Source organism: Undibacterium sp. 5I2 (genome assembly GCF_035019605.1).
Taxonomy (GTDB): domain Bacteria; phylum Pseudomonadota; class Gammaproteobacteria; order Burkholderiales; family Burkholderiaceae_D; genus Undibacterium.
The window spans coordinates 70,122-87,310 of record NZ_JASJVS010000009.1 but is presented as its reverse complement, the minus strand read 5'-3'; the positions used below and the strand labels follow the sequence as shown (position 1 = coordinate 87,310).

Annotated in this window: 16 protein-coding genes; 4 read left to right on the top strand and 12 right to left on the bottom strand. The window is 51.5% G+C overall.

Going from position 1 to position 17,189, the window contains the following annotated elements:
- Positions 1 to 247: 247 nt before the first annotated feature.
- From QN359_RS05530 to QN359_RS05520, 3 genes are all read left to right on the top strand, one after another.
- The gene (locus QN359_RS05530; protein WP_322247867.1) at positions 248 to 2,473 is read left to right on the top strand and encodes an EAL domain-containing protein; all 2,226 of its coding nucleotides are present in this window, start codon (positions 248 to 250) and stop codon (positions 2,471 to 2,473) included.
- A 138-nt stretch (positions 2,474 to 2,611) separates the two neighbouring features.
- Entirely contained in the window at positions 2,612 to 3,901 is a 1,290-nt protein-coding gene (locus QN359_RS05525; protein WP_322247866.1) for a sensor histidine kinase, read from the top strand.
- 8 nt (positions 3,902 to 3,909) lie between these two features.
- Positions 3,910 to 4,668: a LytTR family DNA-binding domain-containing protein gene (locus tag QN359_RS05520; protein WP_322247865.1), complete on the top strand. Its 759-nt coding sequence runs from the start codon at positions 3,910 to 3,912 to the stop codon at positions 4,666 to 4,668.
- Positions 4,669 to 4,855: 187 nt separating this feature from the next.
- Here QN359_RS05520 and QN359_RS05515 read toward each other — a convergent pair whose 3' ends face one another.
- The 8 genes from QN359_RS05515 to rpsF form a co-directional block, all read right to left on the bottom strand.
- Entirely contained in the window at positions 4,856 to 5,113 is a 258-nt protein-coding gene (locus tag QN359_RS05515) for a hypothetical protein (protein WP_322247864.1), read from the bottom strand.
- Between the two features lie 37 nt (positions 5,114 to 5,150).
- Positions 5,151 to 6,161 (bottom strand): inorganic phosphate transporter, encoded by a 1,011-nt coding sequence (locus QN359_RS05510; protein WP_322247863.1) that lies wholly within the window; start codon positions 6,159 to 6,161, stop codon positions 5,151 to 5,153.
- A gap of 116 nt (positions 6,162 to 6,277) precedes the next feature.
- On the bottom strand, positions 6,278 to 6,904 hold the full coding sequence (locus tag QN359_RS05505; RefSeq protein ID WP_322247862.1) for a DUF47 domain-containing protein: 627 nt from the start codon (positions 6,902 to 6,904) through the stop codon (positions 6,278 to 6,280).
- Positions 6,905 to 7,018: 114 nt separating this feature from the next.
- Positions 7,019 to 8,407, bottom strand: coding sequence for a replicative DNA helicase (locus tag QN359_RS05500; RefSeq protein ID WP_322247861.1), 1,389 nt, complete (start codon positions 8,405 to 8,407; stop codon positions 7,019 to 7,021).
- A gap of 175 nt (positions 8,408 to 8,582) precedes the next feature.
- Positions 8,583 to 9,035: a 50S ribosomal protein L9 gene (gene rplI / locus QN359_RS05495; protein ID WP_322247860.1), complete on the bottom strand. Its 453-nt coding sequence runs from the start codon at positions 9,033 to 9,035 to the stop codon at positions 8,583 to 8,585.
- Between the two features lie 26 nt (positions 9,036 to 9,061).
- Complete coding sequence (gene rpsR / locus QN359_RS05490) at positions 9,062 to 9,346, bottom strand: 30S ribosomal protein S18 (RefSeq protein WP_110252960.1); 285 nt, start codon at positions 9,344 to 9,346, stop codon at positions 9,062 to 9,064.
- A gap of 9 nt (positions 9,347 to 9,355) precedes the next feature.
- Positions 9,356 to 9,655, bottom strand: a complete 300-nt coding sequence (gene priB, locus QN359_RS05485) for a primosomal replication protein N (RefSeq protein WP_322247859.1) — start codon at positions 9,653 to 9,655, stop codon at positions 9,356 to 9,358.
- A gap of 35 nt (positions 9,656 to 9,690) precedes the next feature.
- On the bottom strand, positions 9,691 to 10,059 hold the full coding sequence (gene rpsF, locus QN359_RS05480; protein ID WP_322247858.1) for a 30S ribosomal protein S6: 369 nt from the start codon (positions 10,057 to 10,059) through the stop codon (positions 9,691 to 9,693).
- 243 nt (positions 10,060 to 10,302) lie between these two features.
- On the opposite strand from rpsF, the gene lexA reads away from it, so the two are divergent.
- Complete coding sequence (gene lexA / locus QN359_RS05475; RefSeq protein WP_322247857.1) at positions 10,303 to 10,956, top strand: transcriptional repressor LexA; 654 nt, start codon at positions 10,303 to 10,305, stop codon at positions 10,954 to 10,956.
- 84 nt (positions 10,957 to 11,040) lie between these two features.
- Here lexA and lon read toward each other — a convergent pair whose 3' ends face one another.
- From lon to tig, 4 genes are all read right to left on the bottom strand, one after another.
- Positions 11,041 to 13,464: an endopeptidase La gene (gene lon / locus QN359_RS05470; RefSeq protein WP_322247856.1), complete on the bottom strand. Its 2,424-nt coding sequence runs from the start codon at positions 13,462 to 13,464 to the stop codon at positions 11,041 to 11,043.
- Between the two features lie 239 nt (positions 13,465 to 13,703).
- Complete coding sequence (gene clpX, locus QN359_RS05465; RefSeq protein ID WP_322247855.1) at positions 13,704 to 14,969, bottom strand: ATP-dependent Clp protease ATP-binding subunit ClpX; 1,266 nt, start codon at positions 14,967 to 14,969, stop codon at positions 13,704 to 13,706.
- Between the two features lie 213 nt (positions 14,970 to 15,182).
- Complete coding sequence (gene clpP, locus QN359_RS05460) at positions 15,183 to 15,809, bottom strand: ATP-dependent Clp endopeptidase proteolytic subunit ClpP (RefSeq protein ID WP_322247854.1); 627 nt, start codon at positions 15,807 to 15,809, stop codon at positions 15,183 to 15,185.
- Between the two features lie 20 nt (positions 15,810 to 15,829).
- Entirely contained in the window at positions 15,830 to 17,176 is a 1,347-nt protein-coding gene (gene tig, locus QN359_RS05455; RefSeq protein WP_322247853.1) for a trigger factor, read from the bottom strand.
- Positions 17,177 to 17,189: the final 13 nt, after the last annotated feature.

Here is a 17,189-nt window from a genome sequence, read left to right as displayed (position 1 = left end):
GCGCCGGGGGGGGGGGCCATAAGGCCGCCGGGCGCGCGGCAGGCGCGCGCAAAGTGGTGACGATTGCTTTTTCTTGGCAAAGAAGGAACAATGCAGCTTGGCTGGCGCGCCGTTTAGTGTCATAGTTCCACTACGAGGGAGGGATTAAATCTGCGTTAAAAGCAGCACCTTCCAAACTACCAACAAATCGCCCTATCCGTAGCGAATATATGCCGAGCATGGAGCCGTACTTCAGATGAACTCACCGATGCACTCTACCGCAGATGATCTGGTCTTTCTGGATGAACCAGAGCATGATGAGTTTTTGACAGCAAATCAAGCGAGCTGGCGCATCATGATCATCGACGATGATCCCGATGTCCACTCGGCGACCACCTTTGCGCTCGGCAGTTTGGAAATCCAGCATCGTCCACTGAGTTTTTTGCATGCCTATTCGGCCGCCGAAGCGCGCGACATCCTGCAAAAAGAATCCGACATCGCGATTATTTTGCTCGATGTCGTGATGGAGCAAGAGGACGCCGGCCTGCAATTGGTCAGTTATATCCGCAGCACCCTGCAACTGGCTGATGTGCGCATCATTCTGCGCACCGGCCAGCCTGGCTACGCACCGGAAATCGATGCAATTCGCGATTACGACATCAACGATTACAAAACCAAGTCTGAACTCACGCGCACCAAGCTGTACACGGCAGTGACTTCAGCGATTCGCTCCTACGAGCAAATTTGCGCCATCAATGACAGTCGGCGCGGCCTCGAACTGATTGTTAGCGCCAGCAACACCTTGATGGGCTCGCGCGGACTGCACGAGTTTGCCGTCGAGGTACTGAGCCAAATTACCGACCTACTCAAGCTCGATGCTGCCGGCTTGATCTGCGCCCGCCCTCATCCGGTCAACAATCAATCGGCCGACGACGCGCTGCATATCATTGCGGCCACCACACAGTTTGCAAGCCTGCTCAATACCCCACTCAAGCGCCAAAACTGCCAGCAAGCGCACGATATCGTCACACGGTCGCTGAGCACGCGCCAAAGTATTTATCAGCCGACCATCACGGCACTGTACTTCAACAATGTAGCGCAAGAAGACTTCAGTTTATATCTCGAAACCGGTCTCTCGCTCAATGATATGGAGCAGCGCTTGCTCGAGGTTTTCTGCGGCAATGTATCGATTGGTCTCGATAATGTCATTCTCAACACGCGCCTGCACAATTATGCTTTCTACGATTTACTGACCGGCCTGTGCAATCGCCTGAAGTTACTGCAAACCATCAACGAGACACTGGCCTCAGCAAGAAAGAACCGCAGCGCCTTAGCGCTGATCGATATCGATCACTTCGCTGAAACCAACGATGCGCTCGGCCATCAGTTCGGCGACTTATTATTAGTCGCGGTGGCACAGCGGCTGTCACAGTATTTCGGCAGTCTGTGCCAAATTGCCCGGGTTGGCAGCGATACCTTCGCCCTGCTTGGCGATGTTGAGCTGGTCTCACCGAAAAAAATTCTGGCCTTATTCACCGCCCCCTTTGATGTCGACCACCAAGAAGTCCAACTCAGCGCCACCATCGGCCTGATCAAGTTCGACGATTATGATGGCGATGGTTCAGAAGCACTGAAAGACACCAATATCGCGCTCAAACGCGCCAAAACTCACCAACGCGGTGGCTTCGAATACTTTACCCGCAATATGGGGGTAGACATTCGTGAGCGGGTATTGCTGATGCATGCGCTGCGGGCCGCCTTCGAACATGAAAAACTGTTTCTCGTGTATCAACCACAGGTTGACATGAGTACTGGAAAAATCCTCGGTGCAGAAGCACTGCTGCGCTGGCAGACCGATGATGGCAAGTTTATCCCGCCCGACCAGTTCATTCCGATTGCCGAGTACTCCGGCCTCATCATCGATATCGGCGAATGGGTATTACGCAGCGCCTGCACCGAACTGGTTCACTTGCGCAGCCTTGGTCATACCGACTTTCAAATGGCGATCAATGTGTCACAGGCACAGTTTTCGCACCCCTTGTTCATGGAGACCTTGCAAAAAGCCCTGCATGACACACAAGTACCGCCGCAATTCATCGAACTCGAAATCACCGAATCAATGGCTATGAACGACCCCGATTTGCTGGTCAAGACTCTGCACCAGATCAAGCAACTCGGCGTGAGTGTCTCGATCGACGATTTCGGCACCGGTTTTTCTTCGCTCAGCCATTTGCAAAAACTTCATGTTGACAAACTCAAGATCGACCGCGCCTTCGTCAATGAAATCCAAAAAGACGCCAACCAAGGCAGTATCGCTAAAATGATCGTGCAATTGGGTCAGAGCCTGGGCTTGGCGATCATCGCCGAAGGGGTGGAAAATCAAATGCAAGCGGAAGCCCTGCTGTCGTTCGGCTGCCATTTGGCGCAAGGATATTTCTACGCTCGTCCGCTGCCGCGCCAAGAATTGTATGCCTGGTTAGCGCAGCGACCGTAACCAGGCGCGCCAGCCAAACCCACGGCAACCCATTCTGCCCGTCGATTTCTACCGACTGTCGCATTGCGACCAGATCTTGCGTGCATTTCACTTACAGTTCCGTCTGCGCCCTCCTTCACTTATTAGACGAGTTACCACATGAATCCGCACACCACTGACACGATCAAGGACCTTTTTGTACAAACTAAACAATTCTTGAGCCTGAGTTTCGACAAAACGGCTGCTTGGGTCACCAAATTATCATGGTGGAAATTTTTTATTTTCGCCATGATCACCCTGCTGGCCGGCGCGATCCTGCAGGATTTGTTATTTACTTCCGAAGAAAGCGTCGTCGTCACACGCCCGAGCAAAAAGAACAGCACGATCAAGAACAACAGTGACAGCGACACCAGCGTAGAGATCGACAGCACCGGCATACGCATCCATAAAAACCACAGCGGCATCGTGACTGGCGAACAGATTACTATCGATGAGCATGGTATCCGTACCAGCAGCAGCGATACTCCCGCAACACCGCTACCACCAATGCCGCCAGCGACGGCGAGCGCAAGCCTGCCTGCCGCCGCCAGCAATGCGGACATCCATATCAAACTGCCGCCCGAGGTCGCGCAAGCGCTAGGCGAAGACCTCAAAAGTGCCGTGGCCGATGCCGCCGACGAAGAAGTTCGCAGCTACAAAAAAACCTCCTCCAAGTGGTTTGCCAACTTTGTCTTGCTGTTGGTATTCTGCTTGTTCGGCATGAAAATACTGATGGGTGGAAAAGTGCGCGCCGAAGAGAAAGCGCGCAGCGCCGGCCAAGCCGCCGAACGTGAAGCCTTGCTGCGCCAAGTCAGTCAGGCACAGATGCAAACCATGCAAGCGCAAGTCGAGCCGCATTTCCTCTTCAACACCCTGGCCTCGGTCGAACATTTGATCATCACCGACCCGCCGCGCGCGGCAGCGATGCAGCGCAGCTTGATCAGCTATCTGCGAGCAGTGCTGCCCCAAATCCGCGAAAATGCCCCGACTACCAACCTCGGCCGCGAAGCCGACATGGTAGGCTCTTACCTCGATTTGCTGAAAATGCGGATGGAGGAAAGGCTGACGGTCGATTTGATCATGCCGACCGGCTTGCGCAGCGCCGCCTTCCCGCCGATGATGCTGCAATCGCTGGTGGAAAACGCCATCAAGCACGGACTGGAAAGCAAGGCCGACGGCGGCACCATCGTGTTTCGCGCCGAAGTGGCCGATCATAAATTACGCGTCAGCGTCAGCGATAACGGCCTCGGTTTCGGCGCAGTCCCGAGCACCGGTACCGGCCTGGGCTTGCAAAATATTCGCGAACGCTTGAAACTGTTATACCAAGACCGCGCGCAAATGATCATCACGCCGAATCAACCGAGCGGTGTGTGCGTGACCATAGAAATTCCTTACGAACCAGCCAAGTGAGCCAGACCATGCCGACTGCCATTATTGCCGACGATGAAAGACTGATGCGCGAGCAATTACGGACGCGCTTAGCACAAGTGTGGCCGGAACTTCAGATCGTCGCCGAATCCAAAAACGGCGAGGAAGCGATTACCCAAGTCGAACAATGGCAGCCCGACCTGATCTTCCTCGACATCCGCATGCCGGTGAAAACCGGCCTCGAAGCGGCACAAGCCATCGGCAACCGCGCCCACATCGTCTTCATCACCGCCTACGACCAGTATGCGATTGAAGCCTTCGACCACGGCGCGGTCGATTACGTACTGAAACCGGCCGACCTCGAACGCTTGGGAAAAACCGTCGAACGTCTCAAAATGCGTCTGCAAGAACGCGCGCAACCGGCCGACATGAGTCAATTACTGAGCCGCTTGGCGCAACAAATCGGCTTGGCAGCACCGCTGCAGCACCTGCAATGGATACAAGCCTCAATCGGCCAAGAACTGCGCCTCATTGCGGTGGAAGAAATCCTGTTCTTTCAATCGGATGAAAAGTATACACGGGTGCAGACGGCCAACTACGAAGCGCTGATCCGCAAACCGGTGCGCGAACTGAGCGAAGAACTCGATCCGGCGCTGTTCTGGCAAATTCACCGCTCGACCTTGGTGAATGCCAAAGCGATTGCCGGTGTGGTGCGCGATCTGCGCGGTCGGCACCTGGTGCAAATCAAGGGTTCCACTGAAAAACTCGAAGTATCACGCAGCTACGTTCATCTGTTCAAGCAGATGTAAGCCATGAGTAGGCAAAAAAATCTGACTAGGGTTTGAAACCCCGGCCTTCAGAGGCTGTCGCAAAAGGGTTTTCAGTCGGTATCATTACTCTAACGGCAGACATGTCACTCCCCGTGCTCTCGCCTCGTCATTCCTGCGTAGGCAGGAATCGAGTGGCACCTTAGTGCCTTCAGGGTGGGAGGGTCGATCAAGGGCACTTTTTTTTCTGTTCAATCAACACGTCATGCTGCGCCTGAGCAGCACAGATATCACAGATATAAAGGGCGCGTACGCGCCACTGGGTTGCCGCCTGCGCGACAATGAGGAATTGGGCGAATGGGTGGGCGCGCAATCGACCTGACTTGTGGGTAATGATCAGGCTTTTGCGACAGCCTCTTTTGGCCGGTGAGCGACGAAGGAGCGACCCGATGGGAGGGATGCCAACCCCTTCCAGAGTCTTTTCCATCGTCGCTTGCGACGATCCATTTAGTTGTTCGACTGACTTACAAAATCTGCTTACCGATCCACCAAGCGATGGCGGCAACAAATGCCGCTGCCGGTATCGTCAAAATCCAAGCCCAAACAATATTACCAGCCACCCCCCAGCGCACGGCTGACATTTTTTGCGCCGAACCGACGCCGACGATGGCACCGGTAATGGTATGCGTGGTCGACACCGGTACACCGAGCGCCGTCGCCAAAAACAGTGTGATGGCACCACCGGTTTCGGCACAGAAGCCGCCTACCGGTTTGAGCTTAGTGATCTTTTGCCCCATGGTTTTGACGATGCGCCAACCACCGAACAAGGTTCCGAAGCCGATCGCCGAATAGCATGACAAAATCACCCACCAAGGCGGCATGCTATCCTGCGCACTCGAATAGCCTCCGGCGATCAGCAGCATCCAGATTATCCCCATGGTTTTCTGTGCATCATTACCACCATGCCCGAGGCTGTACATCGAAGCCGATACCAGTTGCAAGCGCCGGAACCACTTATCCACCTTGGCCGGCGTCGAGCGCACGAACAGCCAAGACACAATCAGCATCATCAGCGAACCCAACAGATACCCAAGCAAGGGCGAGAGCACGATGAAACTGATAGTCCACATCAAGCCGGAAGAAATCAAGGCACCGGTACCAGCTTTGGCAACCGCGGCACCGACCAAACCACCGATCAAAGCATGCGAAGAGGAAGAAGGAATACCGAAGTACCAGGTCACTAAATTCCAGAATACAGCACCGACGAGCGCGCCGAAAATCACATAGTGATCGATGATAGCCGGATCAATGGTACCTTTGCCGATGGTGGAGGCGACTTTAAGCTGAAAAAAGAAAATGGCGATGATATTAAACACAGCCGCCATGGCTACTGCCGTCTGCGGTTTGAGAACGCCGGTCGAGACGACGGTGGCGATGGCATTGGCGGCATCATGAAAGCCGTTCATAAAATCAAACAGCAAGGCCAGCACCACCAGCGCGGCGACGACGTAAATGCTGATTTGTATGGTATGCATGAAATGCTCTCTACTATTTATACTGTTACCGCCGACCCGATAAACGGCGTAGCGGCAAACACATTGATCATTCGCTGGCTAGGTGGAGCACCGCTCGCCTGCGAGGCACGGCCTAATCAGGCGTTTTCGACGATGATGCCTTCGATAATGTTGGCGACATCTTCACAACGATCGGTCACAGTTTCGAGAATTTCATAAATCGCTTTTAACTTGATCAGATTGCGCACGTCCGGTTCATCACGGAATAATTTCGACATCGCCGCACGCATGACATGATCGGCATCCGATTCAAGACGGTCGATTTCTTCGCAGATCGTCAGAATTTCGCGCGAATTATCCATATTATGCAGCAAGCCGACTGCAGACTTCACCTTCTCCGCACACGCCAGGCACAACTCGGCCAAACGCTTGGCTTCCGGGGTGATCTCACGGATATCGTAGAGCGAGATAGTTTGCGCCGCATCTTCGAGCAAATCGAGAATGTCATCCATGCGCGTGATGAGTTGATGAATGTCATCGCGATCAAGCGGCGTGATGAATGTTTTATGCAACAATTCAATCGTTTGATAGGTTACGGTATCGGCCTGCTTTTCCAGACTTTCAATCGCGTGAACCCGAATTTCGAGATCATCAAAATTCGTCATCAAGGCCAGCATTTCTTTCGAACCTTTGACGCAGAGCTCTGCATGTTGGTTAAAGAGTTCAAAGAATTTGCCTTCGGTAGGCATGAAGCGTCCAAACATTTTTTTCTCACTGAAAATAAAAATCTAATTGACCCATCCCCGTCGTACTGAGTATGAGTAGGTGGCCGTGGCCACCCAGAACTGCTGCTTATTTGTACGGCCTATTTCTACTATTTATTCGTTATCACCATACACCGACAGCGAACCGACGTAATTATCAAATTTCGTGTATTCACCGAGGAAGGTCAAACGCACACTGCCGATCGGTCCGTTACGCTGCTTACCGATGATAATTTCGGCCGTGCCTTTGTCGGGCGAATCAGGGTTGTACACCTGATCACGGTAAATAAACATGATCACGTCGGCATCTTGCTCAATCGCGCCCGATTCACGCAAATCCGACATCACCGGACGCTTATTCGGACGCTGCTCGAGCGAACGGTTAAGCTGCGACAAGGCAATCACCGGGCAATTCAATTCTTTCGCCAAGCCCTTCAAGTTACGGGAAATTTCTGAAATTTCGGTGGCACGGTTTTCACCGGCAGAATTGGCCGACATCAATTGCAAGTAATCGACAATGATCAAACCAAGCTTGCCGCACTGACGCGCCAAGCGGCGTGAACGGGCGCGCAACTCGATCGAGCTCAAGGCCGGTGTTTCATCGATATACAACTGGGCATCGTTCATTTTTTGTATCGCATGGGTCAGACGCGGCCAATCTTCATCGCTGAGCTTGCCTACCCGCAAACGACTCTGATCGAGCCGACCAACCGAACCGAGCATACGCATGGCCAACTGCGCCCCGCCCATTTCCATCGAAAACACGGCAACCGGCAAGCCGCTCTCGATCGCGACATGTTCACCGATATTGAGCGAAAACGCGGTCTTACCCATAGATGGTCGACCGGCAACAATAACGAGATCGCCTGGCTGCAAGCCTGAGGTCATTTTATCCAAATCGGCAAAGCCGGTTGGCACCCCAGTGATATCGTTTTGATTATCGCGGTTATACAATTCATCAATCCGTTCGACCACCTGCGTGAGCAGCGGTTGAATCGCTTGAAAGCCTTGGGCACCACGCGAACCTTCTTCGGCAATCGCAAAAATTTTTGATTCGGCTTCATCGAGCATTTGCTTGACTTCTTTGCCTTGCGGATTGAATGCATTGCCGGCGATTTCATCGGAAACCGTGATGAGCTTACGTAAAATTCCGCGATCACGCACGATTTCAGCGTAACGGCGGATATTTGCGGCTGAGGGCGTATTTTGCGCCAATGCATTAAGGTAACTGAGCCCGCCAACATCATCGGCTTTGCCCACGCTGCTGAGCGCCTCAAAGACTGTGATCACGTCAGCTGGACGAGAAGAATTGATGAGCTTGATCATGCATTGAAAAATAATGCGGTGATCATAGCGATAGAAATCTTCCTCTCTGATGAAGTCAGCAATACGATCCCAAGCAGCATTATCAAGTAACAGGCCGCCAAGAACAGATTGCTCTGCTTCTATGGAGTGAGGAGGGACGCGAATAGCGTCAAGTTGCGGATCAGAAGCGGCTTTCATGGCGCGCATTATACCTGCTAAATCATGTTACAAAACGATTACATACGAGGAGAACGCTGAGAGTTTATTTTAAACAACAATGCAAACAGGCATCGAAATGGTATAAATAATTTCTAGCGCACATGAAAAAAGCCGGGTCATCCCCGGCTTTTTTTGTTACTTCACTTTACAGCAATTATGCGTGCTCGCCAACTACTGTTACGGTGATGTTCACAACGACGTCTGTGTGCAATGCAACAGCTACCGCGTGATCGCCCGTTGTTTTCAACGGACCTTGTGGCAAACGCACTTGCGATTTTTCAACTACGCAAGCTTGCTTAGCCAAGGCTTCAGCGATATCAGAGTTCGTGACAGAACCGAACAAACGGCCATCCACGCCAGCTTTTTGGGAAATCTGAACGGTAGAACCTTCCAGTTTTTCGCCTTGAGCTTGAGCTGCTGCCAATTTGATTGCTGCAGCTTTTTCGAGTTCAGCGCGCTTCGCTTCGAATTCGGCGATCGCTGCTGTTGTCGCACGGCGAGCCATGCGTTGTGGGATCAGGAAGTTACGTGCATAACCATCTTTAACACGAACTACATCACCGAGGTTGCCGAGATTAACGACTTTATCCATCAGAATAACTTGCATATTTTTCTCCTATACCTTGCCGTCAATTACGCTGTGTGCAGATCAGTGTATGGCAACAACGCTAAGTAGCGTGCGCGCTTGATCGCCGTGTCAACTTGACGTTGGTACAAAGCTTTCGTACCAGTCAAACGTGCTGGCATGATTTTGCCGTTTTCTTGCACGAAATCTTTCAAGGTGTCGATATCTTTGTAATCAACTTTTTCTACATGTGCTGCTGTGAAGCGGCAGAATTTTTTGCGCTTGAACAAAGGGTTTTGTTGCTGACGCTTTTGCTTCAGTTTGCTTTTATCAAATTTTTTACCGAATGCCATTTTTGGCTCCTAATCTAGTAAATTGGTCCCGATTTCATTGATGTGAAACACGAGACTTTTGCTGTTGCGATTTTTGCGTGCTAAAAAACCAGTGAAAACCATCTCTACTTCCATCGGCAAGCTGGCGAACTGTGCTGAAATTTGCCCTGCGGCTTGCGCAGTCATTTCAAATTCGACCAATCTCTCGATGTTGGCTTCGACCTGCCGGGAACTGTGCATCAAAGTAGCAGATGCGATCGGTATACCGGCTGGGGTGTAGCGCAACGGCGATTTCTCTATGATGCGCGCAACAACTTGGAGGTGATTCACTCTTTTTTCAGACGACCTTCTTCAAATCAAACGAATTAAGCAGCCGGGGCTTCGACGCGCGAAGCTTTTGCTGCGTCTTCTTTCTGAACCGCTTTCATCATTGGCGATGGAGTGATTTCAGCTTTTTTCAGTTTGACTGTCAGGTGACGCAGAACCGCATCATTGAATTTGAATGCTGTTTCCAGCTCAAGCAATGTTTCTGCATCGCACTCAATGTTCATGCAAACATAGTGTGCTTTAGCCAATTTTTGTATCATGTAAGCCAATTGACGACGGCCCCAATCTTCAACGCGGTGAACCTGACCACCACGTGCAACAACGCTGGCTTTGTAACGTTCGATCATTGCAGGCACTTGCTCGCTCTGATCGGGATGTACGATAAATACGATTTCATAATGACGCATATATTCTCCTTGTGGACAATAAAATAGCCTGCCTCGGCGTCAAGACGAGTGCAGGAAGAGGAAAGCCAACAAGTGTAACCCAGTTTTTCATTTCATTCAATCACTTCCCTCACTTGTCGACTACGGAACAGAGATTGACGGCCGCTAAGGCAAACAAAGCAGAATTTCCTTGCACATAATGCGACACTGTATAAAAATACAGACTGTTCATATATACAGCGCAATTACGTGCGCCGCCACCTCATGCTTAAGCTGACCGCCCGCCAGGAACAAATCCTAAATCTGATCAAAGACGCGATCCACAATACCGGATTCCCCCCGACCCGCGCCGAAATCGCCAATGAGCTCGGGTTTCGCTCGACCAATGCCGCCGAAGAGCATTTGCAAGCACTGGCACGCAAAGGTGTGATCGAAATCGCCGCCGGCACCTCGCGCGGCATTCGCCTGCTTGAATCAGCCTTGTCCAGCCACATTACCGGCGCACACTTCGCCGTGCCGGCGGCGCTGCTGCAGCTCAGCGTACCCCTGGTCGGGCGCGTCGCCGCCGGCTCACCGATACTCGCCAGCGAGCACATCGAAGCCAGCTATCAACTCGATCCGGCCTTATTCTCTGCCAAGCCCGATTTTTTACTCAAGGTACGCGGCATGTCGATGCGCGACGCCGGCATCCTCGACGGCGATCTGCTGGCAGTTAAAAAATCAGATCAAGCGCGCAATGGCCAGATCATCGTCGCCCGCCTCGGTGATGATGTTACCGTCAAACGTTACAAAAAGACCGGTAATTGCATAGAATTGATCCCGGAAAACCCCGATTATTCGACCATCCGCATCGATGACCAGGAACAGGATTTTTCGCTCGAAGGCTTGGCCGTCGGCCTGATGCGCAATTGGGTGTGATCTGCAGCTGATCGGTACGCCGTTTGGTGCCAAAAAAAATGCCCGCGCAGTACACTGCGCGGGCATTTTTTATTCAAGTAAGGCTCAGTGCTTGACCACGGTGAGATCAACCACCGGCTCAACCACTGCAGCTGCAGCGGCAACAGCCACCGCCGCCACCAGTTCAGGCTCGGGCAATTCCTGCGGCATACGCTCGAGTGCGATTTCCAACACCTTATCAATCCAGCGCACCGGAATGATTTCGAGTTTGTTTTTCACATTATCGGGAATCTCGGTCAAGTCCTTGGCATTTTCTTCTGGTATCAAGACGGTTTTGATGCCGCCGCGATGTGCCGCCAGTAACTTCTCTTTCAAGCCACCAATCGGTAAAACCTCACCACGCAAAGTGATTTCACCCGTCATGGCGACATCGGCCCGTACCGGAATACCGGTAAACACCGAGACCAAGGCAGTGGTCATCGCAATACCGGCCGAGGGACCATCTTTCGGCGTCGCGCCTTCAGGAACGTGAATGTGAATATCGCTTTTCTCAAACACATCCGCCTTGATGCCGAGGCGCTTGGCGCGGCTACGCACGACCGTGCGCGCAGCTTCAATCGACTCTTTCATAACATCCCCGAGGGTGCCGGTGCGTATCACGCCACCCTTACCCGGCATGGCCACGGCTTCTATCGTCAGCAAATCGCCGCCGACTTCAGTCCAAGCCAAACCAACCACTTGACCAACTTGATTGTCCTTGACCGCTACGCCGAAGTCATAGCGACGCACGCCCAAGTACTTGTCGAGATTCTTAGAATTGATCGTGGCTTTCTTTTCGGTCTTCTTGAGCAGCAACATCTTGACGACCTTACGGCAAATCTTGGAAATTTCTCGTTCCAAGGCGCGCACACCGGCTTCACGCGTGTAATACCGAATGATGTCGCGAATCGCGCTTTCCGCAATGCTGATCTCCGCTTCTTTCAAACCATTGTTTTTGATTTGTTTTTGCAGTAAATAACGTTGTGCAATGCTGGTCTTTTCATCTTCCGTGTAGCCGGACAAACGAATCACTTCCATCCGATCGAGCAGCGCCGGCGGGATATTGTAAGAATTCGAGGTTGCCACAAACATGACATCAGAGAGATCGAAATCGACTTCGATGTAATGATCGGAAAATGTATGATTCTGTTCAGGATCGAGCACTTCCAACAGCGCCGATGAAGGATCACCACGGAAATCGGCGCCCATCTTATCGACTTCATCGAGCAAGAACAATGGATTACGCACACCGACCTTCGCCAGGCTTTGCAAAATCTTGCCTGGCATGGAGCCGATGTAAGTGCGCCGATGACCGCGAATTTCCGCTTCATCACGCACCCCACCCAAGGCCATGCGCACGAACTTACGATTGGTCGCGCGGGCGATCGATTGCCCCAGCGAAGTCTTACCGACGCCAGGAGGCCCCACCAAGCACAATATCGGTGCTTTGAGTTTGTCTACGCGTTGTTGGACTGCGAGATACTCAAGAATGCGCTCTTTGACCTTATCGAGGCCGTAATGCTCATCCTCGAGCACTTTCTCGGCATTGGTCAGATCATTATTAACCTTGGATTTCTTTTTCCATGGCAAGGCGACGATGGTATCGATGTAATTGCGCACCACCGTGGCTTCGGCCGACATCGGCGACATCATCTTGAGTTTCTTCAACTCGTTCATGGCTTTGTCGCGCGCTTCTTTCGGCATTTTGGCGGCAACGATTTTCTTTTCGAGTTCATCGATATCGGCACCGTCTTCGCCTTCGCCCAACTCTTTCTGTATCGCTTTGACTTGCTCGTTGAGGTAATACTCGCGCTGCGATTTTTCCATCTGGCGCTTGACGCGACCACGGATGCGTTTTTCTACCTGCAGAATATCGAGTTCACCTTCCAATTGACCGAGCAAATGCTCGAGTCGCTTGGCGACGCTGAAAATCTCGAGGATCACTTGCTTTTGTTCTAACTTCAGCGGTAAATGTGCAGCAATGGTATCGGCCAAGCGGCCGGCATCATCGATACCGGACAAGGAAGCGAGAATTTCCGGTGGAATTTTTTTATTCAGTTTGACGTACTGATCAAATTGCTGAACGATGGCGCGACGCATCGCCTCGACTTCCGAATCATCTTCTTCTTCGGCAGCCACAGGGCTCAGTTCGGCCCAAAAATGCGATTCTGTGTCGTGAATCTTGTGAATACGTGCGCGTTGCGCACCTTCGACCAACACTTTAACGGTGCCGTCGGGTAATTTAAGCATCTGCAAAATATTGGCTACGCAGCCAATTTCGTAGATATCATCGGCAGAAGGCTCATCTTTTGCAGCCGCTTTCTGGGCCGCGAGCATGATGCTCTTTCCTTGTTCCATCGCGGCTTCAAGCGCCTTGATTGACTTCGGTCGCCCCACAAACAGGGGGATGACCATATGCGGAAATACAACCACATCCCGCAATGGCAGCAAGGGCAGTTGGATTTGCTCGGTAATCAGAGTAGTTGTCATGGCGCACCTTTCAAAAATACTAGTTGTTAATGTTGGCGCACAAGGCCAAAACACAAGCCCAGAGTTAAAAAAAAACCATAAAAAAAGCTGCGCAGAGCGCAGCTCGGGCTACGCAGCTTTACTGGAAGCCAGACGCATGGTCTGAGTTCATTCTACTGCGATTCAAAAAAACGCGTTGGCTCGGCACGTAAAAAAAGGGAATTTCTTCCCTTTTTTCTATCAATCACAGCAAATGCTGTTCAGGCACCAGCAACTTTCGCTTTTTCGTGGTAAATCAACAAAGGCTTGGCACCATTGGTAATGGTTCCCTCGTCGATCACGACCTTCTCAACGTTTTGATGACTCGGCAAGTCATACATGACGTCGAGCAAAGCGTGCTCAAGGATAGAACGCAAACCGCGTGCGCCGGTTTTGCGGGCAATGGCTTTTTTGGCAATCGCTTGCAGTGCCGCCGGACGTATCTCGAGTTCCGTGCCCTCCATTTCCAGCAATTTACCGTATTGCTTGATCAAGGCATTTTTTGGCTCAACCAAAATTTGAATCAAAGCCGCTTCATCGAGTTCACTCAAAGTAGCAATCACCGGCAAACGGCCGACCAATTCCGGAATCAGACCGAATTTAATCAAATCTTGCGGCTCAGCATCAAGCATGACTTGGCTGGCACTTCTTTCAGTCTGACTCTTGACACTGGCCGAGAAACCGATGCCGCTGCGCTCAGAACGATCGGAAATGATTTTAGCCAAACCATCGAAGGCACCGCCACAGATGAACATGATGTTGGTGGTGTCGATCTGAATGAAATCCTGATTAGGATGCTTGCGGCCACCCTGTGGTGGCACCGATGCCATGGTGCCCTCTACCAGTTTCAGCAAGGCTTGCTGCACACCCTCACCGGAAACATCGCGGGTAATCGAAGGATTATCCGATTTGCGTGAGATTTTGTCGATTTCATCGATGTAGACAATACCTTTTTGGGCGCGCTCTACTTCGTAATTACAATTTTGCAGCAATTTTTGGATAATGTTTTCTACGTCTTCGCCAACATAGCCGGCTTCGGTCAAGGTGGTCGCATCGGCGATCACGAACGGGACATTGAGCATACGGGCCAAGGTTTGCGCCAACAATGTTTTCCCGGAACCGGTAGGGCCGACCAACAAGATATTACTCTTGGCCAATTCAACATCGTCTTTTTTACCCAAATGCTTGAGGCGTTTGTAGTGGTTGTAGACTGCCACAGCCAAGATACGCTTGGCATTAACTTGCCCGATCACATATTGATCAAGCAACTCGGTGATTTCCTGCGGCGTTGGCAATTCGGTTCTGGCGCTGGCGATATTATCGATATCGGCGACTTCATCACGAATGATGTCATTGCATAAATCTATGCATTCATCACAAATGAAGACTGACGGCCCTGCAATGAGTTTTTTAACCTCATGTTGACTCTTACCGCAAAACGAGCAATAGAGCAGCTTTTCACCACTGGAGGATTTTTTATCGGGCATGATACGAGTATAGAAACAAAGTTAATGAGGGGGAACGCTGATCTGTCATTTTCAACATTTGCGGTGCTTGCTTGCATAGCAATAAGATGCATCTTACCCGCAAAAACCGTTTACGTCATTGCTACCGGTATTGATGCAGGTGAATTGGCAAACCGATTCAATGAAAAAACGCCCGACCTTTTGGGTAACGGGCGTTCATTTGAACTCAAGCAATCACACGCGGTGCGTGAGAACTTTATCGATCAAACCATACTCAGCTGCCGTATCGGCCGACATGAAATTATCACGATCGGTGTCTTTGGCAATCTGATCGAGGCTACGACCGGTTTTTTCAGCAAGTATACCGTTGAGGCGCTCGCGCAGATACAAAATTTCACGCGCTTGAATTTCAATGTCCGACGCCTGCCCTTGGGCACCACCCAAAGGCTGATGAATCATGATGCGCGAGTTCGGCAAAGAAAAACGCTTACCCTTAGCACCAGCGGCGAGCAAAAACGCACCCATCGAGGCAGCCAAGCCAGTACACAGCGTGGATACATCAGGCTTAATGAATTGCATGGTATCGTAAATCGCCATCCCTGCCGAAACCGAACCGCCGGGGGAATTGATATATAAAGATATATCTTTTTCCGGATTTTCACTCTCGAGGAACAGCAACTGCGCCACGACCAGGTTGGCGGTCTGGTCGTTGACCGGACCGACCAAAAAAATCACACGTTCTTTGAGCAGACGCGAATAGATGTCGTAAGAACGCTCGCCACGCCCGCTCTGTTCGACCACCATAGGCACCATGCCCAGCATATTTGTATCCAACGCCGAATTGCGGATGATGCCTGTCATGTGATTTCCTTTTTTTAAACTTAAGCTTGAGCGTTGTTACCCATGAGCTCGTCGAACGGTACAGCTTTATCTGCTACCTTCGCTTTGCCAAGCACATAGTTGACGACGTTTTCTTCTAATACAAGGGCTTCGACTTCAGCCAAGCGGTTACGATCGCTGAAATAATATTTGACGACCTGTTGTGGGTCTTCATAACTTTGCGCGAAATCTTCTACCTGGGCTTTGATTTGCTCCGAAGTTGCTTGCAAGCCATTGGCTTTCACTAATTCAGCCAAGATCAAACCGAGGCGAACACGACGCTCTGCTTGCGCTGCAAACATTTCCAGCGGGAATGGCACGTCCGTGACATTCATGCCGCGCTGGGCCATGTCTTGACGGGTCATTTCAGCCAAACGTTCGCCATCTTGTGCAACCAAGGCTTTCGGCACGTCGAATGCAACAGCTTTCACCAAGGCATCCATGACGCTTTCTTTAGTCTTGGCTTTGACACGGCCTTTGACTTCGCGCTCGAGGTTTTCTTTGATGTCAGTACGCATCTTCACCAAATCGCCATCTTCCACACCAAGCGTCTTCGCAAATTCTGCATCAACGGCTGGCAAGTGCGCCCATTCCAGTTTCGTCAGGGTAATAGTGAACTCGGCAGTTTTGCCGGCCACATCTTTACCGTGGTAGTCGGCTGGGAAAGCCAGTTCGAATACTTTCGATTCGCCCGCTTTCAAGCCCAAGGCGGCAGCTTCGAACTCAGGCAACATGCGGCCTTCACCCAAAACAAAGGCGTAGCCTTCAGCTTTACCGCCGGCAAATTCGACGCCGTCGATTTTACCGACGAAGTCAACCGTAGTGCGATCGCCGTTTTGTGCCGTCGGCTCGCCGCCATCACCATGTTCACCGGCTTCGCCTTTGACGTGGAAATGCACGCGCTGCTTGCGCAGGATGTCGATGGTTTTATCAATTTCAACATCGGTAACATCGGACTTAACTTGCTCAACTTCAGCAGTCGACAAATCACCGACGATCACTTCCGGATACACTTCAAATGTTGCAGTGAAACCCAGTACGCCTTCGACCGCAGCTTCGGCAGCGACCGGCTCGATGTTAGGATAGCCGGCTACGCGCAAACCGCTGTCGCCTATGGCTGCGGCGAATGCTTGACCGACTTTATCGTTCAAGACTTCGCTCTCGACTTGATAGCCATGCTGAGCAGCAACCATCTTCATCGGTACTTTACCTGGACGGAAACCAGGTGCTTTGGCGGAACGTGCACGCACTTTTAAACGTTTTTCAACTTCCGATTGCACATCAGCGACCGGAAAAGAAATCGTCAGGCGGCGTTCCAAATTATCTAAAGTTTCGACTGCAGTTGCCATGAAAATCGTCCAA